This window comes from Craterilacuibacter sp. (assembly GCF_051659485.1).
Taxonomy (GTDB): Bacteria; Pseudomonadota; Gammaproteobacteria; order Burkholderiales; family Chromobacteriaceae; genus Craterilacuibacter.
Genome location: NZ_JBOFOO010000019.1, coordinates 1 through 25,059, shown reverse-complemented (window position 1 = coordinate 25,059; position 25,059 = coordinate 1). Strand labels below are relative to the sequence as shown.

21 protein-coding genes are annotated in these 25,059 nt (G+C 60.5%); 12 read left to right on the top strand and 9 right to left on the bottom strand.

The annotated features are described in order from the left end of the window. Positions 1-47 precede the first annotated feature (47 nt). From narI to ACRC1E_RS00590, 6 genes are all read right to left on the bottom strand, one after another. Complete coding sequence (narI, locus tag ACRC1E_RS00615) at positions 48-731, bottom strand: respiratory nitrate reductase subunit gamma (RefSeq protein ID WP_438513172.1); 684 nt, start codon at positions 729-731, stop codon at positions 48-50. Position 732: 1 nt separating this feature from the next. Next, on the bottom strand, positions 733-1,398 hold the full coding sequence (gene narJ, locus ACRC1E_RS00610; protein WP_438513171.1) for a nitrate reductase molybdenum cofactor assembly chaperone: 666 nt from the start codon (positions 1,396-1,398) through the stop codon (positions 733-735). Positions 1,399-1,451: 53 nt separating this feature from the next. After that, positions 1,452-2,999 carry a nitrate reductase subunit beta gene (gene narH / locus ACRC1E_RS00605; RefSeq protein ID WP_438513170.1) on the bottom strand — a complete coding sequence of 516 codons (1,548 nt, stop codon included), beginning with the start codon at positions 2,997-2,999 and terminating at the stop codon, positions 1,452-1,454. Next, the gene (locus tag ACRC1E_RS00600) at positions 2,996-6,727 is read right to left on the bottom strand and encodes a nitrate reductase subunit alpha (RefSeq protein ID WP_438513169.1); all 3,732 of its coding nucleotides are present in this window, start codon (positions 6,725-6,727) and stop codon (positions 2,996-2,998) included. The genes narH and ACRC1E_RS00600 overlap by 4 nt, the downstream gene beginning before the upstream one ends. Before the next feature lie 248 nt (positions 6,728-6,975). Continuing rightward, positions 6,976-8,361 (bottom strand): NarK family nitrate/nitrite MFS transporter, encoded by a 1,386-nt coding sequence (locus ACRC1E_RS00595; RefSeq protein WP_438513168.1) that lies wholly within the window; start codon positions 8,359-8,361, stop codon positions 6,976-6,978. A 26-nt stretch (positions 8,362-8,387) separates the two neighbouring features. Further along, on the bottom strand, positions 8,388-9,677 hold the full coding sequence (locus ACRC1E_RS00590; protein WP_438513167.1) for an MFS transporter: 1,290 nt from the start codon (positions 9,675-9,677) through the stop codon (positions 8,388-8,390). A gap of 276 nt (positions 9,678-9,953) precedes the next feature. Between ACRC1E_RS00590 and ACRC1E_RS00585 the strand changes: the two genes are divergently transcribed. The 7 genes from ACRC1E_RS00585 to arsB all read left to right on the top strand — a co-directional run bounded on the left by ACRC1E_RS00585 (position 9,954) and on the right by arsB (position 15,856). After that, positions 9,954-10,568 (top strand): 3'-5' exonuclease, encoded by a 615-nt coding sequence (locus tag ACRC1E_RS00585; RefSeq protein WP_438513166.1) that lies wholly within the window; start codon positions 9,954-9,956, stop codon positions 10,566-10,568. 80 nt (positions 10,569-10,648) lie between these two features. Then, on the top strand, positions 10,649-11,023 hold the full coding sequence (locus tag ACRC1E_RS00580; RefSeq protein WP_438513165.1) for an ArsR/SmtB family transcription factor: 375 nt from the start codon (positions 10,649-10,651) through the stop codon (positions 11,021-11,023). Beyond that, the gene (locus tag ACRC1E_RS00575) at positions 11,020-11,493 is read left to right on the top strand and encodes an arsenate reductase ArsC (RefSeq protein WP_438513164.1); all 474 of its coding nucleotides are present in this window, start codon (positions 11,020-11,022) and stop codon (positions 11,491-11,493) included. Before ACRC1E_RS00580 ends, ACRC1E_RS00575 begins: the two co-directional genes overlap by 4 nt. A 37-nt stretch (positions 11,494-11,530) precedes the next feature. Beyond that, on the top strand, positions 11,531-11,899 hold the full coding sequence (gene arsD / locus ACRC1E_RS00570; RefSeq protein ID WP_438513163.1) for an arsenite efflux transporter metallochaperone ArsD: 369 nt from the start codon (positions 11,531-11,533) through the stop codon (positions 11,897-11,899). Between the two features lie 11 nt (positions 11,900-11,910). Continuing rightward, positions 11,911-13,770, top strand: a complete 1,860-nt coding sequence (arsA, locus tag ACRC1E_RS00565) for an arsenical pump-driving ATPase (protein WP_438513162.1) — start codon at positions 11,911-11,913, stop codon at positions 13,768-13,770. Continuing rightward, positions 13,757-14,761, top strand: coding sequence for a permease (locus ACRC1E_RS00560; RefSeq protein WP_438513161.1), 1,005 nt, complete (start codon positions 13,757-13,759; stop codon positions 14,759-14,761). Before arsA ends, ACRC1E_RS00560 begins: the two co-directional genes overlap by 14 nt. A gap of 36 nt (positions 14,762-14,797) precedes the next feature. Continuing rightward, positions 14,798-15,856: an ACR3 family arsenite efflux transporter gene (arsB, locus tag ACRC1E_RS00555; protein ID WP_438513160.1), complete on the top strand. Its 1,059-nt coding sequence runs from the start codon at positions 14,798-14,800 to the stop codon at positions 15,854-15,856. 23 nt (positions 15,857-15,879) lie between these two features. On the opposite strand, the gene ACRC1E_RS00550 is transcribed toward arsB, so the two are convergent. From ACRC1E_RS00550 to ACRC1E_RS00540, 3 genes are read right to left on the bottom strand one after another with little or no spacing between them, the layout of a single operon-like run. After that, on the bottom strand, positions 15,880-16,383 hold the full coding sequence (locus ACRC1E_RS00550) for a TPM domain-containing protein (protein WP_438513159.1): 504 nt from the start codon (positions 16,381-16,383) through the stop codon (positions 15,880-15,882). Continuing rightward, complete coding sequence (locus ACRC1E_RS00545) at positions 16,383-17,237, bottom strand: TPM domain-containing protein (RefSeq protein ID WP_438513158.1); 855 nt, start codon at positions 17,235-17,237, stop codon at positions 16,383-16,385. Before ACRC1E_RS00545 ends, ACRC1E_RS00550 begins: the two co-directional genes overlap by 1 nt. 1 nt (position 17,238) lies before the next feature. Then, entirely contained in the window at positions 17,239-17,859 is a 621-nt protein-coding gene (locus ACRC1E_RS00540; RefSeq protein WP_438513157.1) for a LemA family protein, read from the bottom strand. 185 nt (positions 17,860-18,044) lie between these two features. On the opposite strand from ACRC1E_RS00540, the gene trkA reads away from it, so the two are divergent. Genes trkA through ACRC1E_RS00515 form a run of 5 tightly spaced genes read left to right on the top strand, consistent with a single transcriptional unit; the run spans position 18,045 to position 24,950 of the window. Then, positions 18,045-19,421 carry a Trk system potassium transporter TrkA gene (gene trkA, locus ACRC1E_RS00535; protein WP_438513156.1) on the top strand — a complete coding sequence of 459 codons (1,377 nt, stop codon included), beginning with the start codon at positions 18,045-18,047 and terminating at the stop codon, positions 19,419-19,421. Further along, entirely contained in the window at positions 19,421-20,911 is a 1,491-nt protein-coding gene (locus ACRC1E_RS00530) for a TrkH family potassium uptake protein (protein ID WP_438513155.1), read from the top strand. Before trkA ends, ACRC1E_RS00530 begins: the two co-directional genes overlap by 1 nt. Before the next feature lies 1 nt (position 20,912). Then, positions 20,913-22,748: a transglycosylase SLT domain-containing protein gene (locus ACRC1E_RS00525; protein WP_438513154.1), complete on the top strand. Its 1,836-nt coding sequence runs from the start codon at positions 20,913-20,915 to the stop codon at positions 22,746-22,748. A gap of 48 nt (positions 22,749-22,796) precedes the next feature. Further along, entirely contained in the window at positions 22,797-23,726 is a 930-nt protein-coding gene (locus ACRC1E_RS00520) for a complex I NDUFA9 subunit family protein (protein WP_438513153.1), read from the top strand. After that, positions 23,727-24,950, top strand: a complete 1,224-nt coding sequence (locus ACRC1E_RS00515; RefSeq protein WP_438513152.1) for a multifunctional CCA addition/repair protein — start codon at positions 23,727-23,729, stop codon at positions 24,948-24,950. Positions 24,951-25,059 lie beyond the last annotated feature (109 nt).

Here is a 25,059-nt window from a genome sequence, read left to right as displayed (position 1 = left end):
TGTGGTTTATGCCGACCCGCCAAAGCTGGGCCGGATCAGCGCATGCCTTAGCGCGAACGTACCAGCTGCCAGGCGCGCGATAGATAACTCAGCGCACCAAAGCCGCTCCAGACATGCACCAGACGGGTAAACGGGAAAATCACGAACAGACTCATGCCCATAAACAAGTGGGCCTTGAACAAGAGCGGCACTTCGGCCATCAGCACGGCAGCACCGCCCTGAAAGGTCAGCACACGCTGCGCCCAGGTCATCAATATCACCATCATGTGGCCGTCACGGTGTTCATAAGAAACAAACAGCGTAGACAGGCCCAGCAATAGCGTCACCAGTATCCATAGCGACACCAGCTTGTCGGACATCTTGGTGGTAGCACGGATACGCGGGTTACCCAGCCGTCGCAGCAGCAAGATCAAAATACCGACCAATGCACAGATCCCGAACAGCCCGCCCATCACGATAGCAACCATCTGCTTGAAGCCATGACTGACACCCAAAGCATCCCATAACACCACTGGCGTCAGCAGACCGACAAAGTGGCCAAAGAACAGGCCGAGAATGCCGATATGGAACAGGATATTGCCCACTCGCAGCTGGCCCGCGTACAAAAGCTGCGACGAATCAGTTTTCCAGCTGTACTGCTCGCGTTCGAAACGCGCCAGTGAACCCAGGAAGAAGATGCTCAGCGCGATATAGGGGTAAATACCAAACAGGAATTGGTCTAGGTAGCTCATCTCATGCTCCCGGTGCAGTTCGGTTGGCGGTCTGATGGCCGCGCGGGAAGAAACGGACGGTGTGGCTTATTGCATCATGCGGCTTAAGCAGGGGCTCGACACCATCAACGCCGGGGCCGAAGGTTTCCATGGCCTCATCCATGTCGCGAACCGGAGGGTCGGTCTGCTCTTGCGGCACCACGCGGGTCAGCGTGGTCAGCACCACAAAGGCGGCAGCATATGGGCTGTCATGCCGTGCCAGACGCGCGCCGATGGCCGCCAACACATGGATGGCATCGCCCAACAGTTTTTCAGCTTCTTCAGCCTCTATCAGACTGAGAAACTCGAGGAACAAGGGCACGTGATCGGGCAGCTCTTTTTCGGATGGCTCGAAGCCGTGCGCCTGATACTCGTGCAACAGGTCCACCATCGCCTGGCCCCGGTCACGACTCTCGCCGTGGATATGCTCGAATAGATGTAGCGAATGCCTGGGGCTACGATCGAAAGTCGCCACATAATTTTCCTGCAAGGCGATCAGATCGTCACCCGCCAAAAAATCGGTCAAGGGTAAAAGCGTATCACGTGCTTCGGGGCAAGCTTCAAGCGCAGCGGCAATTTCGCCCTTGGCATCCAGCAAGTCCTGCTCCGGGTAGCTCAATAACGCCGATAAAATACGGTAAAGACTCATCTTGCTTCTCCTGGGCCAGTGCAGCCTAATGCCGGCACCGACCCGATACAGATTTACTCGGTCGCCGCCTTGCGCGACTTGGGCATATCGACATAGATCACGCTGCCTTGCGGTTTCTTGCCGAACAGCGAACCTTCCGATGTGCCGCCCGAGCAGCCGTTGCCGAAGGTAAAGCCGCAACTACCCTTCTCATTGAAGCTGTCCTCGACCATTTCCTTGTGCGAGGACGGAATCACGAAACGATCTTCGTAGTTGGCAATCGCCATGGTCTGGTACATGTCTTCCACCGTCGCGGCAGAGAGGCCTACCTGATCCAGCACCGCCTGATCCTGCTGGCCGTGAACCACTTCGGCACGCTTGTAGGCACGCATCGCCAGCATGCGCTCCAGCGCACTGACCACCGGCGCTTCCTTGCCGGCCGTCAACAGATTGGCCAGATACCTGACCGGGATGCGCAGGCTTTTCACGTCTGGAATCATGCCGTTCATGCCCATATGCCCGGCTGCGGCCACGCCCTGTATCGGCGACAAGGGCGGGATGTACCACACCATAGGCAAGGTGCGGTATTCCGGATGCAACGGGAAGGCCACCTTCCACTGGCAAGCCATCTTGTAGACCGGCGACTTCGCCGCCGACTCAAGCCAGCTATCGGGGATGCCCTGCCGTCTCGCCTCGGCGATCACCGCAGGATCGTTCGGATCAAGGAAAACCTTGAGCTGCTCCTCGTACAGATCCTGCTCGTTAGCCACACTGGCGGCCGACTCTATTTTGTCGGCGTCGTAAAGCAGCACCCCCAGATAACGGATACGGCCGACGCAGGTCTCCGAACACACGGTAGGTTGACCGGCTTCTATGCGCGGATAGCAGAAGGTGCATTTCTCGGCCTTACCGCTTTGCCAGTTGTAATAGATCTTTTTGTACGGACAACCAGACACGCACATGCGCCAGCCACGGCACTTGTCCTGATCGACCAGCACGATACCGTCGTCCTCGCGCTTGTAGATAGAGCCGGACGGACAGCTGGCGACACAGGCCGGATTCAGGCAGTGCTCGCATAGACGCGGCAGATACATCATGAAGGTATTTTCGAAGGTGCTGTACATCTCCTTCTGTATGCCTTCGAACAAGACATCCTTGCTGCGCGCGGCAAACTCGCCGCCTAGGTCATCCTCCCAGTTCGGCCCCCACTTGATCTTGTCCATTTTTTTGCCGGTAATCACCGACACCGGGCGCGCGGTCGGTGGCGTCTGGCTTAGTGGCGCTTTTTGCAGGTGTTCGTAGTCGAAGGTAAACGGCTCGTAGTAATCGTCGATCTGCGGCAGATTGGGGTTGGCAAACAGATTGGCCAGTATCCTCAGCTTGCCGCCCTGACGCGGTTCGAGCTTGCCGGCTGCGTTACGCTGCCAGCCGCCCTTCCATTTCTTCTGGTTCTCCCACTCTTTTGGGTAGCCGATGCCGGGTTTGGTCTCGACGTTATTGAACCAGGCGTATTCGACACCATCACGGCTGGTCCATACATTCTTGCAGGTGACCGAACAGGTGTGACAGCCTATGCACTTGTCCAGATTAAGCACCATGGCAACTTGGGCACGGATTTTCATTGGGCGGCTCCTTCTTCCAGCAACGGGCCTTCCAGCCAGTCCACCTTGTTCATCTTGCGCAGCACGATAAATTCGTCGCGGTTGGCGCCCACAGTTCCGTAGTAGTTGAAGCCCCAGGCCTGCTGGGCGTAGCCGCCGACCATATGGGTCGGCTTGAGCACGGTACGCGTCACCGAATTGTGAATGCCACCGCGCTTGCCGCTGGTTTCTGCGCCGGGCACGTTTACGATCTTCTCCTGGGCGTGGTACATCATGCACATCCCCTTGGGAATACGCTGGCTCACCACCACGCGCGCCGTCAGCGTGCCATTGACGTTGAACACTTCGACCCAGTCGTTGTCGACCAGCCCCGCCGTCCTGGCTTCCTCTTCCGAAATCCACACATGCGGGCCGCCCCGCGACAGCGTCAGCATCCTCAGATTGTCCGAGTAGGTGCTGTGTATGCCCCACTTCTGGTGCGGGGTCAGGAAGTTGAGCACGATCTCGGTGTTGCCGTTGGGCTTGCGACCCAGCATAGGCTGCACGGTTTTCAGATCGACGGCCGGCTTGTACACGCAGGAACTCTCGCCGAAATCCAGCATCCAGCGGTGGTCCTGGTAGAACTGCTGGCGGCCGGTCAGGGTGCGCCATGGAATCAGCTCGTGCACATTGGTGTAGCCGGCGTTGTAGCTGACCTCCTCGCTCTCGAGGCCAGACCAGGTCGGAGCCGAAATGATCTTCCTCGGCTGCGCCTGTACGTCACGGAAGCGGATCTTGTCGTGCTCGCGCCCTATGGCCAGATGGCTATGGTCGCGGCCGGTGATCTTGGATAGGGCTTCCCACGCCTTGACCGCCACATGACCGTTGGTCTCGGGTGCAAAAGTCAGGATCATCTCGGCGGCGTCTATCGCCGTGTCCAGCCGTGGCCGGCCTTCACTGACGCCGGACTCGGTAACCCGCTTACTCAAGGCCCCCAGCTCCTGCACTTCGTGCTCAGTATTCCAGGCGATGCCCTTGCCGCCATTACCCAGCTTGTCGAGTAGCGGCCCCACCGAAGTAAACTTCTTGTATACATCGGCATAGTTGCGCTCGACCACGGTCATATTTGGTGCGGTCTTACCCGGTACCAGTTCGCACTCGCCGTATTTCCAGTCTTTCGGCTCCAGCGCCTGACCCAGCTCTCCGGGGGTATCGTGCATCAAGGGGGTAAGCACGATGTCTTTGCGGGTGCCCAGATACTCGCCACCGATTTCACTGAATTTCTTCGCCAGCAGCTTGTAGATTTCCCAATCGGTCTTGCTTTCCCATAGCGGTTGCACCGCTTCGGACAGCGGGTGGATAAAGGGGTGCATGTCGGAGGTATTGAGGTCGTCTTTCTCGTACCAGGTCGCCGTCGGCAGCACGATATCGCCATACAGGCAGGTTGTGCTCATACGGAAGTCCAGCACCGTCAACAGATCAAGCTTGCCCTCGGGGGCCTGCTGATGAAACTTGACTTCGCTAGGCTTGATGCCGTCGGCGTCGTCGCTGAACAGTGCGTTCTGCGTACCCAGCAGATACTTGAGGAAATACTCGTGCCCCTTGCCGCTGGAGCCCAGAATATTGGAGCGCCACACAAACATATTGCGCGGGAAATTGGCGACATGATCCGGGTCGTCGCAACTCATCTTGAGCTTGCCCGATTTGAGGTTCTCGACGACATAGGCCACCGGATCCTTGCCTTCAGCCTCGGCAGTTGCCACCACATCCAGCGGATTAGTCTGCAACTGCGGCAAGGATGGCAGCCAGCCCATGCGCTCACTCTTGGCGTTCAGGTCAATCATGCTCATATGGCCGTATTTTGCGGCATCTGCAGTCGGCGACAGGATTTCGTCCACATGCAGCTTTTCGTGACGCCACTGGCTGGTATGCGCGTAGAAGAACGAAGTACCGTTCATCTGGCGCGGCGGGCGCTGCCAGTCGGTGGCAAAAGCCAGGGGGGCCCAGCCAAATTGCGGACGCAGCTTTTCCTGGCCCACATAGTGCGCCCAGCCGCCCCCGCTCTGGCCGACACAGCCGCACATCATCAACATGTTGATAATGCCGCGGTAGGTCATGTCCATGTGGTACCAGTGGTTGAGGCCGGCACCAACAATCACCATGCTCTTGCCGTGGGTGTCGTGCGCATTTTGGGCAAACTCGCGTGCGACCTGAATCACCTGTGCAGGCGGCACCCCCGTGTGCTTGTGCTGCCACGCAGGGGTATACGGCACATCGTCGCCAAAGTCCGACGCCACATTGCCGCCGCCCAAGCCACGGTCTATGCCGTAGTTGGCCATCTGCAGGTCGTACACGGTCGCGACCAGCACGCTACTGCCATCCGCCAGTGCCACCCGTTTGACCGGCACATTACGTACCAGTAATTCGTCGTGCTCGGCACCAAAATAAGGGAAGCCGACGCCAGCCACTTCATCGTGCGCCCCCAGAAGCGTCAGGCGCGGATCGACTTCACGGCCCGAGCCGCCGTCTTTTTGCTCCAGATTCCAGCGGCCGACTTTCTCGCCGTCACCGGCCTTACTCTCGCCCCAGCGAAAACCGATGGTACCGTTAGGGACGACCAGGGTATTGCTACTATCGTCCAGCAGCAGGGTTTTCCACTCGGGGTTATTGGCTTCGCCGTGATTGCCGGCCAGATGTGACGCGCGCAGGAAATGATCCGGCACCAAAGCACCACCCTGCGCCCTGAGCATCACCAGCATCGGCATATCGGTGTACTGCTTCACATAGCCCGCGAAGTAGTCCGATTTTCCGGAGAGGTGGAATTCTTTCAGGATCACATGACCCATGGCCATCGCCAGCGCGGCATCAGTACCCTGCTTGGGCGCAAGCCAGATATCGCCGAACTTGACCATTTCACCGAAGTCACTCGATACCGCTACCGTTTTGGTGCCCTTGTAACGCACCTCGGTGTAAAAGTGGGCGTCGGGGGTACGTGTCATCGGCACATTGGAGCCCCACACCATCAGGTAGCTGGCGTTATACCAATCGGCCGACTCGGGCACGTCGGTCTGTTCGCCCCACACTTGCGGGCTGGCTGGCGGCAAGTCGCAATACCAGTCGTAAAACGACAAGCAGCCCCCACCGATCAGGCTCAGATAGCGGGAACCTGCGGCATAGCTGACCATGGACATGGCCGGAATCGGCGAGAAGCCGATCACCCGGTCGGGACCGAACTTCTTGATGGTCAGCGCATTGGCCGCCGCGATCATCTCGGTGGCGGTATCCCAGTCGGCGCGCACGAAGCCGCCAAGGCCGCGCACTTCCTTATAGCGCTTGGCTTTTTCCGGGTCCTGACTGATGGATTCCCAGGCTGCAACCGGCCCCATGGTCTTGCGTGCCTCGCGCCATAGGGTCATCAGCCGGCCGCGTATCATCGGATATTTCACCCGCTGCGCCGAATACACATACCAACTGTACGACGCACCACGCGGGCAGCCGCGCGGCTCGTGATTGGGCAAATCCGGACGGGTGCGCGGGTAGTCGGTCTGCTGCGTCTCCCATGTAATCAGGCCGTTCTTGACGTAAACCTTCCACGAGCACGATCCGGTACAGTTCACTCCGTGAGTGGAGCGCACGACCTTATCGTGCGTCCAGCGATTACGGTAAGCGTCTTCCCAGCTGCGGTCTTCATCTACTACGGCACCATGTCCGTCGGCGAAGGTGGATTTCACCCGCGACATGAACTTCAGCCTGTCCAGAAAGTGACTCATTATTGCTCTCCATATTGGCCGAAGATGCCGGCCTTTGAGACGATTGCGACCCTCACAGCATATTCCGAAGAAATATAGAGACCCATTCTCCTGCCGGAGGAGAACATGCAGGCAAGCGCACTAGACCGGCCTAGGCCACAGTGACTAGGCCGCCGTACTGGGTTCACTCGAGATTCACGTAAAAAAACCGCCCCCGGCAAGCGGATAGCGTGCGGGAGCGGTTCATGGGCGCGGGCGTCAGGCCTGCGTCAGCACGGCATGGCCGCGTTCTTGCGCGAGTAGAACAACCAGGTAATGACCATGCAGCTCAGGTAAAAGGCGATAAAACACAGCAAGGCCGCATCCACGCCACCGGTCAGTTCGATAGACGTGCCGAAGCTCTTGGGGATGAAAAAACCACCGTAAGCGCCAATCGCACCGGAAAAGCCCAGCACTGCCGCAGCCTCCTTGCCGGCATCCAGTGTCGCCTGATGCTCGGCCTTGACGCCGCGACCCTTGGCTGCTTGCTGGCGTTCGGTAAGGAAGATCACCGGAATCATGCGAAAGGTCGAACCGTTGCCGATGCCGGTCAGCGCAAACAGGATGATGAACATGGCGAGAAAGCCGAAGAAATCGCCGCCATGACCGTTCTGCGGTAAAAACTGCAGCACGCCGATCACGGCCAAAATCATAGCGGCAAACACCCAGAAGGTGACCCGCGCCCCACCGATCTTGTCCGATACCCAGCCGCCTATCGGGCGCGTCAACGCACCAACCAGGGGGCCAAGAAAAGCATAGGCCGTCGGGTTGATTCCGGGGAACTGCGATTTGGTCAGCATGGCAAGACCGGCGGAAAAGCCGATGAATGAGCCGAAAGTGCCGACATACAGCCAGCACATCAACCAGTTGTGCTTGCGCTTGAAAATCACCGCCTGATCGGCAAACGAGGCTTTGGCATCCGCAATGTCGTTCATGCCGAACCAGGCGGCCAGCGTAGCCACCACAATAAACGGCACCCAGATAAAGCCGGCATTCTGTAGCCAGATACTTTTCTCGACCCCATCCTTGACGAAGGTTTGCGGCTCTCCGCTCAATACACCGAACACACCGGCCGAAATCACCAGCGGCACGACAAACTGCACCACCGACACGCCGAGATTGCCGATGCCGGCATTCAGGCCGGTGGCCATGCCCTTCTTGGCCTTGGGGAAAAAGAAGCTGATGTTGGACATGCTGGAGCTGAAGTTACCGCCCCCCAGACCGCACAATAGCGCCAGCACCAAGAGGGTCGGGTAATCGGTGCTCGGGTCACGCAGCGCAAAACCCATGCCTAAGGCCGGAATCAGCAAGGATGCGGTCGAAATGGCCGTCCAGCGCCGCCCGCCGAAGATGGGCACCAGAAATGAATAAAAAATGCGCAAGGTGGCACCCGACAGCGCCGGCAAGGCGGTCAGCCAGAACATCTGGTTTTTCGACAGCGAAAAACCGGCCTTGTCGAGATTGACCACCACCACACTCCACAACATCCACACACTAAAGGCCAGCATCAGGGCCGGTATGGAAATCCATAGATTACGCTTGGCGATCTGCGCGCCTTCCTCTTGCCAAAAGCCCGGATTTTCCGGCTCCCAGCGTTTGATGACCGAACTGGACATGGTTGTTCTCCTTTTGGGGACAAGGCTCAGGAATGCTGTTGATGAAGTTTGTGTTCGGCCAGGACTTCCTCGCCGTAGGCGACGCTTTCCTTGCGGAAACTGAAGTGCATCCATACCAGGCTGACGCACACCGTGCCGTACAGCAGCATGAAGCAGGAGGTGCGCACCCCGGTGATATCCAGCAGCGCGCCAAACATGATGGGCAGGATAAAACCACCCAGACCGCCGGCCAGGCCGACGATGCCGGAGACCGCGCCGATATTGTCGGAGAAGTCATCGGCAATAAACTTGAACACCGAGGCCTTGCCCACCGCCATCGCGATACCGACGGTAAACACCACACCGGTGAATAGCAGCGGACTCAGACCCAGATGGAAGGATTGCGGACCGTTAATGGTTGCGATGGTGAACTGGGTCTGCGGATAGCTGAGGATAAAGAAGGCCACCCAGCACACCCACATCACCGCCCAAGTGGTCTGGTAAGCGCCGTATTTGTCGGATGCCCAGCCACCCAGTGCGCGCAGCACCCCGCCCGGCAGGGAGAAACAGGCCGCCAATAGCGCCGCATATTTAAGATCGAAGCCGTATTCACCGATGTAGTACTTGGTCATCCACAGCGCCATGGCGACATAGCCACCAAACACCACCGAGTAGTACTGGCAGTAACGCCATACACGCGGGTCCTTGAGCATCTTCATCTGATCGGAAAAACTGACACTGGCTGATACCTTGTGCTCGGGCTTACTGGCAGAAAACACCCAGAACAGGATGGCAGTCAGCAGCATGGCGACCGAATACACCTGCGGCACGATGGTCCAGCTACCGCCAGCACCCGCCATCAATGCAGGAGCAACAAACTTGGTTAGCGCCGCACCCGAATTACCGGCACCAAACACCCCCATTGCCAGACCTTTGCGATTAGCCGGAAACCAGCGTGCAACATAAGGTGTGCCTACCGAAAACGAGCCGCCGGCCAGACCGACAAACAGCGCCAGCACCAGAAAGTGCCAGTAGGCGGTGGCGTAACTCATCAGCCAGATCGGGATCACCGTTGACAGCATCAGCAGGAAAAACACGATGCGCCCGCCATAGCGGTCGGTCCAGATACCCAAAGGCACCCGCACCAGTGAGCCGGTCAGTACCGGCATGGCGGCCAGCAAACCGAATTCGGTTTCATTCAGCCCGAGTTGCTTCTTGATCGGGATGCCCAGTACTGCAAACATCATCCACACGGCAAAGCAAATAGTGAAGGCAAAGGTACTGGATGCCAAAACGGTATTGGCCTGACGGCCGCCCCCCGCTGTACTGTCAGTCATGGAACACCTCGTTTCGACGTCTATCGATCTTGATAACAGACAGCTTAGGCGTATGACATGGCAATTCACATTCGCCGCAAGAACGAGAAGGGCCTGTGCTTATGACTAGAAAAAAAGGCGCCACAGCCGCCACTCTAGCCATTACGGCCTAGTCATTCCGGCAAGGCGGCATGGCGGCCAACAGCAAGATAAGCAGGAAATATGTATTGGAATGCAGGACAATACGGCACAACTTGCGCCACGCTATCTTTAATGGCCCGCCTTCCCTGGAGCATCATGCCTGTAACCCTACCCGCCACCCCGCCGGACAAGACCCATATCGCCACCCTGCCCCCTTTTACCGGACTGACACTGGAGCGCATCACGGTCGTCACTTGCCGCGCCAGCGCCGAAGCGGCCCTGCTGCAGATGCTGCGGCACGATGCACTCGGTTTTGATACCGAATCGCGTCCGACCTTTCACAAAGGGCAAAATTCGGAAGGCCCGCATGTGCTGCAGTTTTCCAGCATGGATCGGGCCTGGCTGTTCCAGAGCCATCAGCAAGAGACGTTGAGCGCCGCATTTGAAGTACTGCAGTCAGCGCAGGTCGCCAAGGTCGGCTTCGGACTCAAGAGTGATCTTGGGCATCTGGGCACGCGCTTCGGCATTATTCCGCAGCAGTTGATCGATCTGGATCACAGTTTCCGCGCCCAGGGTTATCGCCAGCAAATCGGTGCCAAGACCGCCATTGCCATGCTGTTCGGCCAGAAACTGGCCAAATCCAAACACATCAGCACCTCCAACTGGGCAATCAAGCAGCTGGCCGAGCGCCAACTACTGTATGCCGCCAACGATGCCTATGCCGCCATTTGCGTGCATCAGGCACTGCTTGATGCAGGGCTAAGCCGCTAGACAGCCCCCCGGATGATGCTTTACCCACCCTGCGGGCTAAATAAATACAAACGTTTCAATACTTGTTGTATAGTTGCACAATGGAAAAGCAAACTGCCACGCAAGTTTTCGAGTCGCTCTCGTCCGGCATCCGCCTCGACGCCTTCCGGCTACTGGTCAAACACGGCCATGCCGGCCTCGTGGCCGGCGAGATCGCCGCCGCGCTGGATCTCGCGCCCAACAAACTGTCCTTCCACCTGAAGGCACTGACGCACGCGGGCCTGGTTTCGGTGACGCAGGAAGGGCGTTTCCAGCGCTACCGTGCCAATCTGGCACTGATGCTGGAGCTGATCGCCTATCTGACCGCCGAATGCTGCAGCGACAAGCCGGATGAATGCCTGGATGCACGCGCCGCTTCGTGCTGCCCAAGCGCCGTCCTCCCCCCTGTTTCCCCCTCAACGGAACCCCAACCATGAACGTGCTATTTCTGTGTACCGGCAACTCCTGCCGCTCCATCCTGGGTGAAGTGACTTTCAATCATCTGGCGCCAAATGGCTGGCAGGCGATGAGCGCCGGCAGCCAGCCTACCGGCTTTATCCACCCGCGCTCGATTGCGCTGCTTGAGCGTGAAGGCATGAAGGTCGACGGCCTCGAGAGCAAAAGCTGGGACGCACTGCCGGCAACACCCGATATCGTGATTACCGTGTGCGCATCGGCCGCCGGCGAAACCTGCCCCGCCTATCTGGGGCCGGTACTGCGCACACACTGGGGCGTCGACGATCCAGCACACGCCACCGGCACCGACGCCGAAATCGATGCCGCCTTTATGGCGGCCTACCAGACCTTGCGCGCACGCATTGAGGCCATGCTGGCACTACCACTCTCCACGCTGGACCGTGCAGCGCTCAAGGCGGAACTCGACCGCATCGGGCGCGAAGTCGCTTAAATTTGAACAATATTTCAATATTAATAGGAGCATTGATATGACCAAAATTGAGATTTTCGACCCCGCACTGTGCTGTTCCAGCGGTGTCTGCGGCACCGAAGTCGATCAGGCGCTGGTGAGCTTTGCCGCCGACTTCGACTGGGCAAAAACGCAGGGCGCGGACATCCGCCGCTTTAACCTTGCGCAGGAGCCACTGGCGTTTGCCGATAACGCGGTGGTCAAAAACTTTCTCGAGCGCTCCGGCGCCGAACTGCTGCCATTGACACTGGTGAATGGCGAGATCGCCCTGATGGGCCGCTACCCGCGCCGCGCCGAACTGGCACGCTTCGCCGGCATCTCGACCTTTGCCGCAGCGAGCGCACCGGTCAAATCATCCTGCTGCGGTGGCGACACCAGCTGCTGCTAAAGGAGCGTCTCATGCACTTTCTCGACAATCCGCCACCCTTTCTTTTCTTCACCGGCAAGGGCGGCGTCGGCAAGACCTCTATCGCCTGCGCAAGCGCGGTACATCTGGCGCGGCTGGGCAAGCGGGTACTGCTGGTCAGCACCGATCCGGCCTCCAATGTCGGCCAGGTATTCGGTCAGGCCATCGGCAATGCGATCACCCCGATGGCGACGGTGAGCGGCTTGTCGGCGCTGGAAATCGACCCGCAGGCCGCTGCGCAAGCCTACCGCGACCGCATTGTCGGCCCGGTAAAGGGCGTACTGCCCGAAGCGGTAGTCAAGGGCATTGAAGAGCAGTTATCCGGTGCCTGCACCACCGAAATCGCCGCCTTCGACGAATTTACCGCACTACTGACCGATGAAAAGCTCATCGCCAGCTACGACCATATCGTGTTCGACACGGCACCGACCGGCCATACCATCCGCCTGTTGCAACTGCCGGGCGCCTGGTCGGGCTTCCTCGATGCCAATCCGGACGGCGCATCCTGCCTCGGGCCGTTGTCCGGTCTTGAAAAACAGCGTACGCAATACCATGCGGCAGTCAATGCGCTGACCGACGCCGACAAGACGCGGCTGGTACTGGTGGCGCGCGCCCAAGCCTCGACGCTACGCGAAGTGGCGCGCACCCATGAGGAACTCGCCGCCATCGGCCTCAAGCGCCAGTTCCTGGTCGTCAACGGTGTTTTCCCTGCGCGCGACGCTGGAGATGACACGCTGGCACAGGCCATCGTGCGCCGCGAAACGTCGGCACTGGCCAGCCTGCCGCCGGCACTGGCGTCCCTCACCCAGGACAGAATTACGCTCAAGCACTTCAATCTGGTCGGTCTGGCGGCACTGGAAGCGCTGTTTGCCGATACGGCCGCCGAGCAGGTGCCGGCAACGGATGTCCCGCTGCCTGCCGGCATCACGCCGCTCGCGCAACTGGTGGATGAAATCGCCGCAACCGGCCATGGCCTGGTAATGGTGATGGGCAAGGGCGGCGTGGGCAAGACGACTGTGGCTGCGGCCGTTGCGGTCGAGCTGGCGCGACGCGGCCTGCCGGTTCATCTGACCACCTCAGACCCGGCTGCGCATCTGGCGGATACGCTATTGGGTCAGGTGCCCAATCTGGCCGTCAGCCGCATCGACCCGCTGACCGAGACTGCGCGTTACCGCGACGAAATCTTGAACAGCAAGGGCAAGGATCTGGATGCGGCGGGGCGCGCATTGCTGGAAGAAGACCTCAAGTCGCCATGCACCGAAGAGATTGCCGTATTTCAGGCCTTCTCGCGCGTGATCCGCGAAGCCGGACAGCGTTTTGTGGTGATGGATACCGCCCCCACCGGCCACACACTGTTGCTGCTGGACGCGACCGGCGCCTACCACCGCGAGATGGCGCGCCAGATGGGCGGCAAAGGCCTGCATTTCACCACGCCGATGATGCAATTGCAGGACCCAGCCCGCACCAAGGTCTTGATCGCAACACTGGCCGAAACCACGCCGGTGCTGGAAGCAGCCTCGCTGCAGGCTGACCTTGAGCGCGCCGGCATCACACCCTGGGCCTGGGTGATCAACCAGAGCCTGAGCGCCGCCGGCACCACCTCGCCGCTACTCGCACGACGTGCGGCCAGTGAGGCGCGCGAGATTGATGCGGTACTGAAGCAACACAGCTCGCGTGTCGCGCTGCTTCCGCTCCTGGCAACAGAGCCGGTCGGTGCCGACGCGCTTGGCGCATTGCTAGGCTGGGCCGCCACCCGATGCGGTGTGCCAAGGCACACCGCCCACCCACCCCTGACCGGCGCGACCGACAAGCCGCGCCGCAAGACCAAGAAAGTACACCGTGTCGTTTTTTAATAGCCAGTCGCTGCAGGATGCAGCAGCCATGTTCGTGTTTCTGGCGCTGGAACTATCACTACTGTTTATCCTGATCAGCGTGGCCGTTGCCGCCATCCAGCACAAGCTGCCGGCCGGCAAAGTGCAATCCTTGCTCAGCAATAAAAAAGGCAGCGGCTATCTGAGCGCCGCCGCCATCGGCTCGGTGACCCCGTTTTGCAGCTGCTCGACTATACCGATGCTGGGCGGCCTGTTGCGTGCCGGTGCCGGCTTTGGCCCGACGATGACCTTTTTGTTTGTGTCGCCACTGCTCAACCCCATCATCGTGGGCCTGCTATGGCTGACTTTCGGCTGGAAAGTGACGCTAGTGTATGCAGCAGCAACGCTATTTATCTCGCTAGTAGCCGGCTATCTGCTCGACCGTCTGGGCTTTGGCCGCTATGTGAAGCAGACCACGCCTAAGGCGAGTGCCTGCCGCACCGCCAAACCAGTAGAGACCAAGACTTCTTGCTGCGCGCCCAAGCCGGTTGAAATCAAGGCCTCCTGCTGTGCACCCAAGCCGGCGCAACAAAGCCAGCCGGTCAAAGCGGCCATGCCCTGGCGGCAACTGTGGCGCGAAGCACTGGGACAGTTCCGCACCGTGTTTCCCTACCTGATGCTGGGTGTCGCTATCGGCGCCTTTACCTATGGCTTCGTGCCCTCCGAATGGATCGCCGCCCATACCGGCAGCGACAATCCGCTGGCGATTCCGCTGGCGGCGGTTGTCGGCATTCCGCTTTATCTGCGCGTCGAAACCCTGATCCCGATGGCGTCCATGTTTGCCCTCAAGGGCATGGGACTGGGCGCACTGATGGCGCTGATTATTGGCGGCGCTGGTGCCAGCCTGACCGAACTCATTCTGCTCAAGGCGCTGTTCCGCAAGCAGATCCTGATCGCCTTCTTGCTGGTCATCATCGGCACCGCCATTTCGGCAGGCTATCTGTTCACCGCGCTGGCCCCGTGGCTGGCGTAGACTTTTAACCAGGCACCACCCCCCAAGAGCCCAAACATGAGCACTCCAAACAAACGCCTGTCTTTTCTCGACCGCTATCTGACGCTATGGATCTTCGCCGCCATGGCGCTGGGCATTCTGCTGGGGACCGTCATCCCCGGCTTCCCGGACTGGCTGAACAGCCTGTCGCTAGGCTCGACCAATATCCCGATCGCCATCGGCCTGATCGTGATGATGTACCCGCCGCTGGCGCGTGTGCATTACGAAGACCTGCCCCGGGTATTCGCCGACAAACGCATGCTGGTGCTGTCGCTGGTACAAAACTGGATCATCGGCCCGGCGCTGATGTTTGCGCTGGCGGTGATCTTCCTGAGCGACTCGCCCGAATATATGACCGGGGTGATCCTGATCGGCCTCGCGCGCTGCATCGCCATGGTCATCGTGTGGAATACGCTTGCGCGCGGCGACAACCAGTATGTAGCGGGGCTGGTGGCGTTCAATTCAATCTTCCAGATCCTGTTTTTCAGCGTATTCGCCTGGTTCTACCTGTCGTTCCTGCCTCCGCTGTTCGGCCTCTCCGGCAGCGTGATCGACGTAGGCTTCACCACCATCGCCCAAGCGGTACTGATCTATCTCGGCATCCCCTTTGTCGGCGGTTATCTGACGCGCAAATGGCTGATAGCCCGCCGCGGCAGCGACTGGTACGAAACGCGCTTCCTGCCCAAGATCAGCCCGTTGACACTGGTCGCGCTATTGCTGACCATCGTGGCCATGTTCAGTCTCAAGGGTGCCGATGTGGTACGCCTGCCGCTGGATGCGCTGCGCATCGCCATTCCCCTGACTATTTATTTTGTGGTGATGTTCGGCATCAGCTTTTTCATGGGCCATCTGGTCGGCGAGGATTACCCCAAGACAGTGGCGATGAGCTTTACCGCCGCCAGCAATAATTTCGAGCTGGCGATCGCGGTGGCGATTGCCGCCTTCGGCCTGGCATCTCCCATCGCCTTTGCCGCCGTGATCGGCCCGCTGGTCGAGGTACCGGTGCTGATCCTGCTGGTCAGTGTCGCGCTATGGATAGGGCGGCGCTGGTTTGTCGGTCGCGGGGCGCCCAACTGATGCCTGCTTGAAAACGCCAGCGGCTACAGAACAAGGGGGCGGTCAGGCAGCTCGTTGTGCCGCGCCGCCCCGTCTGGCGGATAATGCTGGCGCAGCAGGCGGTTGACGGCAGCAATACCGTCAACCGCCCCCTGTTCGAACTGTCCGGCGCGAAACGCCGCTTCCATCTGGCGACAGACGGCTTCCCAGCCTGCAGCGCCCACCCGGGCATGAATGCCGCGATCGGCAACGATTTCCACATCGTGATCGGCCAGCAACAGATAGATCAGCACCCCGTTATTGAGCGCGGTGTCCCACACCCGCAGCCGCGAGAAAACGTCGAGGGCACGTGCACCTGCCAACTCGCCGGACAACAGCGCCCTGGCGGACAAGGCACCCTCCAGCGCAAAGCAAACCTGCCCGCCGTGAAGCGTCTCCCCGTCACGGATAGCGTGTTCGATGGCATCCAGCGCCGATGGCGAAAACCGGCGCCGGACTTGCCAGCCGGTCATGGATAAATGCCTGAACAGGCGTTTCCAGCGCAACATCACCATCTCCCCGAGGCGCCGCCTCCGCCGAAGCCGCCCCCTCCACCGCCAAAGCCGCCCCCCCCGAAGCCGCCGCCGCGCCCGCCGTGGCCACTACTCCAGCCGCCATGCCCGCCCAGCCGCCCCATCAGAGTAAAGACAAAAGCCAGCGCGCCGGACAGCAACACCAGCAAGCTGGCGCCGGCAAACAGCCAGACCGCCAGCGAGACACCGGCACCGGTCAATAGCGCCGCCGGCAAGCGCCCGAAAAAAATGCGCAAAAACCCGCCAGCCACCAGTACGATCATCATCAGCAAGGGCGCAATATCCGTTAGTTGCGCCATACTGCCGGTGCTTGCCGCGCGCGCAGGCGCAGGCAGCGGCTCGCCACGCACCACCGCCATCATGCTGTCCAGCCCGGCATTGATCCCGCCGGCAAACTGGCCGGTGCGGAACTGCGGCACGATGACTTCGCTGATGATGCGCTTGCAGGTGGCATCGTTCAGCGCCCCTTCCAGACCGTAGCCCACCTCGATACGCAAGGTGCGGTCATCCTTGGCGACCACCAGCAAGGCGCCATCGTCCACCCCCTTGCGCCCCAGCTTCCATTGCTCCGCCGCCCGCAGCGCATACTGTTCTATGCTTTCATCCCCGCTAGTGGGCACCATCAATAGCGCCAGCTGGCTGCCCTTCTCCTGCTCAAAAGCGGCCAGTTTGCTTTCCAGTGCAGCAATTTCGGCCGCGCTGAGCGACTGGCTCAGATCGGTCACCCGCGCGTTCAGTACCGGCACGGCGACTTGTGCAGCTTGCAGCGCCCCGCCCCAGGACAATAAGGCAAACCACAGAGTCAGCAGCAGACGCGCGACGCCGGCCATCTCAATATGCCGCCGAAGCAGCAGGCGCCGGACTACTGCCGAAATCGACCGTCGGCGCGGCACTGATCGCTTTTTCGTTTTCGACGCTGAAATTGGGCTTGACCTTGTAGCCCAGCGCCATCGCGGTCAGATTGGACGGGAAGCTGCGCACGGTCAGGTTGTAGTCCTGCACCGCCTTGATGTAGCGGTTGCGCGCCACCGCGATGCGGTTCTCGGTGCCCTCCAACTGGGCTTGCAGATCGCGAAAACCGGCATCGGCCTTGAGCTGCGGGTAATTTTCCGCCACCACCAGCAAGCGTGACAAGGCACTACCCAACTTGCCCTGCTCGGCCTGAAAACGTGCCAGTGCCGCCGGATCGTTGGCCAGCTCGGGCGTCATTTGCATACTGCCCACACGGGCGCGTGCTTCGGTGACCTGCAGCAGCACATCCTTTTCGTGTTTGGCATAGCCTTGCACGGTGCGCACCAGATTGGGCACCAGATCGGCACGGCGCTGGTACTGGTTCAGCACCTCGGACCAGCTGCCATTGATCTGTTCATCGGTGGACTGCAGGGTGTTGTAGCCACAGCCGGACAAGGCCGTCATCCACACCAGCAGCAACATCATTTTCAGGGACCGCATGACTCTCTCCTTGGCGCGATGGGCCGGCAACTGACTTACACACTAGGACAACAAGGGTATGGATGACAGGCAGGCACGGGAAAATGAAAGATAGCGGCCAAAAGCAAAGAAATGAACGCCGTGCGCCACGCGGCTGAAACCGATAGAATCGCAGCCATACTGATTAATATTTCTGGCTGTTTATAGTGAAAATTCTGATTTTGGGTGGCGGCCAGGTCGGTGCCCGTGTAGCGGAAAATCTGGCCTCAGAGGAAAACGACATCACCATCGTCGATCTGGACAGTAAATTGCTCAAGCAATTGCAGGACAGGCTAGACATCCAGACCATCACCGGCAATGCCGCCCAGCCCTCGGTACTGGCGCTGGCCGGTGCCGCCGATACCGATATGCTGCTGGCGCTGACCCGTAACGACGAGACCAATCTGGTCGCGTGCAAACTCGCACGCGAACTCTTCAACATTCCCACCCGTATCGCACGGGTGCGCGCCAGCGACTATGTCGAATACGGCGACCGCAATACCCTGGATCTGTTCGGCGTCGAGCAGCCCATCTGCCCCGAGCAGATCGTGACCGAAAACCTGTTTCAGCTGTTCGAATACCCCGGCGCCTTGCAGGTGCTGGATTTTGCCGGTGGCCGGGTGCAACTGGTGGCGGTCAAGGCGATGCAGGGCGGCCTGCTGCTGGGGCGCGAGCTACGCAATGTCCGCCAGGATTTGCCGGATACCGACTGCCGCTTTTGTGCCATCTACCGCAACAACAAGCTGATCATCCCCAAGGGCGACACCATCCTGCAAAGCGAGGATGAAGTATTTTTCCTCGCCGAACGGGCGGCCGTGCCGCACATGCTGGCCGAGCTGCGCAATAGCAGCCAGCGCATACGCCGGGTGATGATCGCCGGCGGCGGCAATATCGGCCACCGTCTGGCCAAACAGCTGGAAGAGGCCGGCTACGAAGTCAAGATCGTCGAGATCCGCCGCGAACGCTGCGAATGGCTGGGCGACAATCTGGGCAGCACCCTGGTACTGCACGGCGAAGCCACCGACGAAGCCCTGCTGGAAGCGGAAAACATCGACGAGATGGATGTCTTTTGCGCGCTGACCAATGACGACGAAGACAATGTAATGTCGACCCTGCTGGCCAAACGCATGGGTGCCAAGCGGGTGATTGCGCTGGTCAATCGCGCAAGCTATGTCGAACTGCTGGAAGGCCACAGCATCGACATCGTGATTTCACCGCACCAGTCCACCATCGGGTCGATTCTCGCCCATCTGCGCCGTGGCGACGTCGAGGCGGTACATGCGCTGCGCGGCGGGCGCACCGAAGCGATGGAAGTCGTGGTCAAGGGCGACCGCAAGACCTCGCGTCTGGTGGGCCTGCGCATAGACGAAGTGGAAATGCCGCACGGCTGTTATATCAGCGCCATCGTGCGCAATGGCGAAGTGCGCATGGCACACCACGACGAAGTGATTTTCAGCGAAGACCATCTGATTATCTTCGTGGCCCACCGTCGTCTGGTGCGCGAAGTGGAGCAGCTGATTCAGGTCAAGCTGGGCTTCTTCTGATGAGAGCCCTAAGACTACCGGCGCCCGGGGGCGCGCTGGGCAAGCTGTTGCCTATTGCCCATGTGTTTTCCAAACTGATCATGCTGTTTTCCTGCATGTTCATCGTACCGGCTGGCGTGAGCGTCATCTATAAGGATCACACGCTGGAAGCCTTCCTGCTCTCCGGCGTAGCGGGGCTGGCCATCGGCCTGTTTGCCTGGGCGGCGACCCGCCGCTTCGAGCGCGAACTCAAGCCGCGCGACGGCTTTATTCTGGTGGTGGCGCTATGGGTCGGTTTTGCCGCCACCGCAGCCATCCCGTTTATGCTTTTCGATAGCACACTTTCCTTTACCGATGCATTTTTCGAGGCGATCTCGGCGCTGACCACCAATGGCGCGACCGTGCTGTTTTCACTGGATGTCTTACCGCCGGCAATCAACTTCTGGCGCCACTTCATGCAGTGGATGGGCGGCATGGGCATTATCGTGCTGGCGGTGGCCATCCTGCCGCTTCTGGGCGTGGGCGGCATGCAGGTCTACAAGGCCGAGACACCGGGACCGATGAAGGACGCCAAGCTGGCACCACGCATCACCCAGGCCGCCAAGAGCTTGTGGACCATGTATTGCGTCCTGACCGTGCTGTGCATCAGCATGCTTTATCTGGTGGGAATGAGTGCATTCGATGCACTGTGCCATGGCCTGTCTACCGTGGCACTGGGTGGCTTTTCTACCCGCGACGCCAGCGTCGGGCATTACGACTCGCTGGCTATCGAGCTGGTTATTGCCGGCTTTACCCTGCTGTCGGCCACCAATTACGCCACCCACTTTCTGGCGTGGAAAAAACGCTCGGCCGCACCTTATCGCGTGGACAACGAATTCATCGCCATGCTGCTGGTCATCCTGTCCAGCATCCTGATGCTGGCGTTTTACCTGTGGTGGCAAGATGTTTACAGCCTGAGCGAATCGCTGCGTCACGTGACATTCAACGTCATTTCCATCGCGACCGCATCGGGCTTTGCCAGTACCGATTACGGACAATGGCCTTTATTCGTACCGGTATGGATGCTGTTTCTATCCTGCTTTACCGCCTGCTCGGGCTCGGTCGGCGGCGGCATCAAGATGATACGCAGCCTGATCCTGTTTGGTCAGGCCAAGCGGGAAATGACACAGTTGCTGCATCCGCAGGCCATTATTCCGCTCAAGGTCAGCGGCCGCACCCTGCCCGACAATGTCGCCTTTTCGGTGCTGGGCTTTATCTTTGTATACATTTTGAGTGTGGTGGTTCTGACTTTCGTGCTGTTAGGCAGCGGGCTGGATTTCCAGACTGCCGCCTCCGCCATCGTGTCCTGCATCAATAATGCAGGCCCGGGGCTGGGTGAAGTCGGCCCTAGCGCCAATTACGCAGGCCTGAACGATTTCCAGACCTGGGTATGCAGCCTTGCCATGCTATTGGGGCGGCTGGAAATATTCACCATCCTGATCCTCTTTACTCCCGCCTTTTGGCGCAAGTGACATGAAAAAAATTTCCTTAGTATGTTTCAGCCTGTTTGTCCTGCCTGCTGCGGCCTATGCCGACAGTAACGAGGACCTGGGTGCAGCCCGCGATGCCTGGCGCGCCGGCGACATTCCACGGCTGGAAAGTCTGGCTGCCAGCAGCGCTGACTCGCCGCTTTCCATTTACCCGCGCTACTGGCTGGCCCTCAAGTCGCTGGAAAATAGCGACGATGCACCGGCGCGCCGCTTTCTGGCCAGCCAGCCGCCCTCCACCCTGACCGAACGCCTGGCTAACGAGTGGCTCAAGCGTCTGGGCAAAGAAAACAACTGGGACGCTTTTAGGCGTGAGCTGGTGCGCGCACCCGAAGACGCGCGCGATCAGGAAACCCAATGCTATGCCGCCTTGTCCGAGCTCAAGACCGGCAAGATTTCGCCGCCGGACAGCGCCCTGCTGGACAAGAGCACGCTACCGGAAGGCTGCAACAGCCTGCTAAACGAAGCCGCCACGCTGGGCACCTTCAAGCCCGACGAAGTGCGCTCGCGCATCCGTACCCTGATGGCCGGCAATTATGTGACCGTCGCGCGGGGCTTGGCGGCCTCCGCCGGTCTGTCCGGCGAATTTTTTAGCACGGGCAATAGCGAAGCGGCAGTGATCGCCATCGTGCGCCGGGGCAGAAACGATCTTGCCGGCGCTGCCTCCGACCTCACCCGCCTCGAACCCACCCTGACACGCGAGCAGGCCGGCTTTGCCTGGGGCGAGCTGGCCACCCGCGCCGCCAGGCGGCAGGATATGAGCCAGGCACTGGCCTGGTATGCCAAATCGGCGACAGGCGAGCTGACCCCCGAGCAATGGGAATGGTGGGCCCGCTCCACACTACGCGATCAGGACTGGAATACCTTAAGCGCGGTGATAGGCAAAATGCCGGCCAAGCTGGCCGAACGCCCGGCATGGCGCTACTGGCTGTCGCGCGCCGAACTGGCGCAAGGCAAACGCAGCAGCGCCAACGCCCGCCTGGCACGCCAGAGCAGCGAGTACAACTATTACGGCATACTGGCACGGGAGGAGCTGGGCAACAGTCTGTCCGAACCGGCCAAGCCCTTGCAGGCCAGCGACAAGGCGGTAGCCGCCATCGCACGCGAACCGGCCATCAGCCGTGCCATCAGCCTGTTTGCCTTGTCCGATACCCTCAAACGCCCGGAATTTCACGAAGAAGCGCGCCGGGAGTGGCGCTGGGCCATGCGCGGCAAGACCGACCCCGAGCTGATTGCCGCCGCGACGCTGGCCCAGAGCAAGGGCTTTTACGATATGGCGATTTACAGCGCCGAGCGCACGCAAAACACGCATAACTTCGGCCTGCGCTTTCTGGCACCCTATCGCAGCAGCACCGAGCGCTACGCCAGACAGCTGGAAGTCGATCCGGCCTGGATTTATGGCCTGATGCGTCAGGAAAGCCGATTTACCGTGGTGGCACGCTCCGGCGTGGGCGCCTCCGGCCTGATGCAGCTGATGCCGGCAACCGCGCGCTGGGTGGCAGGCAAAGTTGGCCTGCCTAGCTTTGATGTCAATGATGTCGACACCAATATCCAGCTGGGCACCTGGTATCTCAGGCATGTACTGGATACCACCGGCCACCCGGTACTGGCGACTGCCGGCTATAACGCAGGCCCGGGCCGCGCCCGCGCCTGGCGCGACAGCAAGCCGCTGGATGGCGCCATCTACACCGAAACCATCCCGTTCACCGAAACGCGCGACTATGTGCAAAAGGTGATGGCCAACGCGGTCTATTACTCGGCCAGTTTCGGCCAGGGTGAAACCTCGCTCAAGGCCAGAATGGGTACCATAGCGGCCAAATAAAACAGGCCGGCACCCAGAATAAAACCAGCAGAGACCATGGAGAGCAGCATGCAAAGCATCGTACTGATAGGCGGTAGCGGTTTTGTCGGACGGCATATTGCCGAGGCGCTGACGGCACAAGGCATGCGCCTGACCATCGCCTGCCGCAGCCCGGAGCGGGTCAAGGCATTGACCACCCTGCCCGGCGTCGAGTTGCAGCCCTGCGATGTCCATGATCCGGCCGCACTGGCGCGCCTGATCGCCGGCCACGATGCGGTCATCAGCATGGTCGGCATCCTGCATGGCTCGCGCCAGGCTTTTGAAACGGCCCATGTCGCGCTGGTGGAAAAGATCATCCATGCCATGAAGCAGACCGGCCGCAAGCGCCTGATCCACCTCAGTGCACTGGGTGCCGACGAGCACGGGCCGTCCGACTATCAGCAGACCAAGGCACGCGGCGAGCGTGCCATCATGCAAAGCGGGCTGGACTACACCATTTTGCGCCCCTCGGTGATTTTTGCCCGCGACGACAACTTCCTCAATATGTTCGCCCGTCTGCTGGCCGTGTTGCCGGTGTTGCCACTGGCCGGTGCCGACACCCGGTTTGCCCCGGTCTGGGCCGATGATGTCGCGCAAGCGGTCGCCGCGTGCCTGACAAAACGGGCCACCATAGGCCAGACGCTGGAGCTGGCCGGCCCGCATCGTTACCGTCTGCGCGAGCTGGTGGCTTATGTAGGCGAGCTGACCGGCCACCCGCGCACCCTCATCGGCCTGCCTATGCCGCTGGCCATGCTGCAGGCCGGCGTGATGGAGTGCCTGCCCGGGCCTACGCTGATCAGCCGCGACAATGTGCGCTCGCTTAGCGTAGACAATGTCAGCCTGCAGCCTTTTCCGGCCGAATTACTGGGGTTTACACCCCATGCACTGGAAGCAGTGGCACCGGGCTGGCTGGGGGCAGAAGAACGCAATGCGCGGCTGGCGCGCTGGAGAGGCCATTAAATGAAGCTATACATCGTCGGAGGCGCGGTACGCGACCGGCTGCTGGGCCGCCCGGTCGTTGACCGCGACTGGGTGGTGGTCGGCAGCCATGCGGAAGAAATGCAGCGCCTGGGCTTTCGTCCGGTCGGGCGTGATTTTCCGGTCTTCCTGCATCCCAGAACACAGGAAGAATATGCACTGGCGCGCACCGAGCGCAAGACGGCGGCCGGCTATCACGGCTTCGTGTTTCATGCCCAGCCGGATGTCACGCTGGAGCAGGATCTGGCACGGCGCGACCTGACCATCAACGCCATGGCCGAAGACGAAGACGGCCGCCTGACCGACCCCTACGCCGGGCAGCGCGATCTGGCCGCCGGCATCCTGCGCCATGTCAGCGACGCCTTTACCGAAGATCCGGTACGCATCCTGCGTCTGGCACGTTTTGCCGCCCGCTTCGGCTTTAGCGTCGCGCCGGAAACCATGACCCTGATGCAGACCATGGTCGAAAACGGTGAAGTGGATGCACTGGTGCCCGAGCGGGTATGGCAAGAGCTCGCCCGCGGCCTGATGGAAGACACCCCGTCGCGCATGTTCGCCGTGTTGCGCCAATGCGGCGCACTATCACGCATCCTGCCCGAAGTGGATGCGCTGTTCGGCGTCCCGCAGCGCGCCGACTACCACCCCGAAATCGACACCGGCGACCATGTGATGCGCGTCATCGATACCGCCGCGCAAGGCGGGGCCTCACTGGCGGTGCGCTTTGCCTGCCTGACCCATGACCTGGGCAAGGCGCTGACCCCCGCCGACATCCTGCCGCGCCATATCGGCCACGAGGCGCGCGGTGAAAAACCCTTGCTTGCACTGTGCGAACGGCTGCGGGTACCGGCCGAATGCCGCGATCTGGCGCGCATCACCTGCCTGTACCACACCAAGGTGCATATTGCGCCCGAAATGCGTGCCGATACCGTGCTGCGCCTGTTCCGCGACTGCGATGCACTGCGCCGTCCCGAGCGTTTTCACGACATGCTATCAGCCTGCGTAGCCGATGCGCGCGGCCGTCTGGGTTTCGAACACAGCCTCTATCCGCAGGCCGCCTATCTGGCAGACCTGCTCCTCGCGGCACGCAGCGTCGATGCCGGCGCGCTGGCACAGCAATGCGCCGACAAGCGCGATATCCCGCACGCCGTCGATGCCGCCCGTATTCATGCCATCGCTGACGCCGGCACCCGCTGCCGCGCCGGCTAGCGTCAGGCGAGCAGGCTCAGCGATAGGACGCAATCCACATGCCACTGAACGGACTATTTATCGGGCAAGCCCGCCCGCTGCCGCCCGATGGCCAAAGCAGCGGCATTTT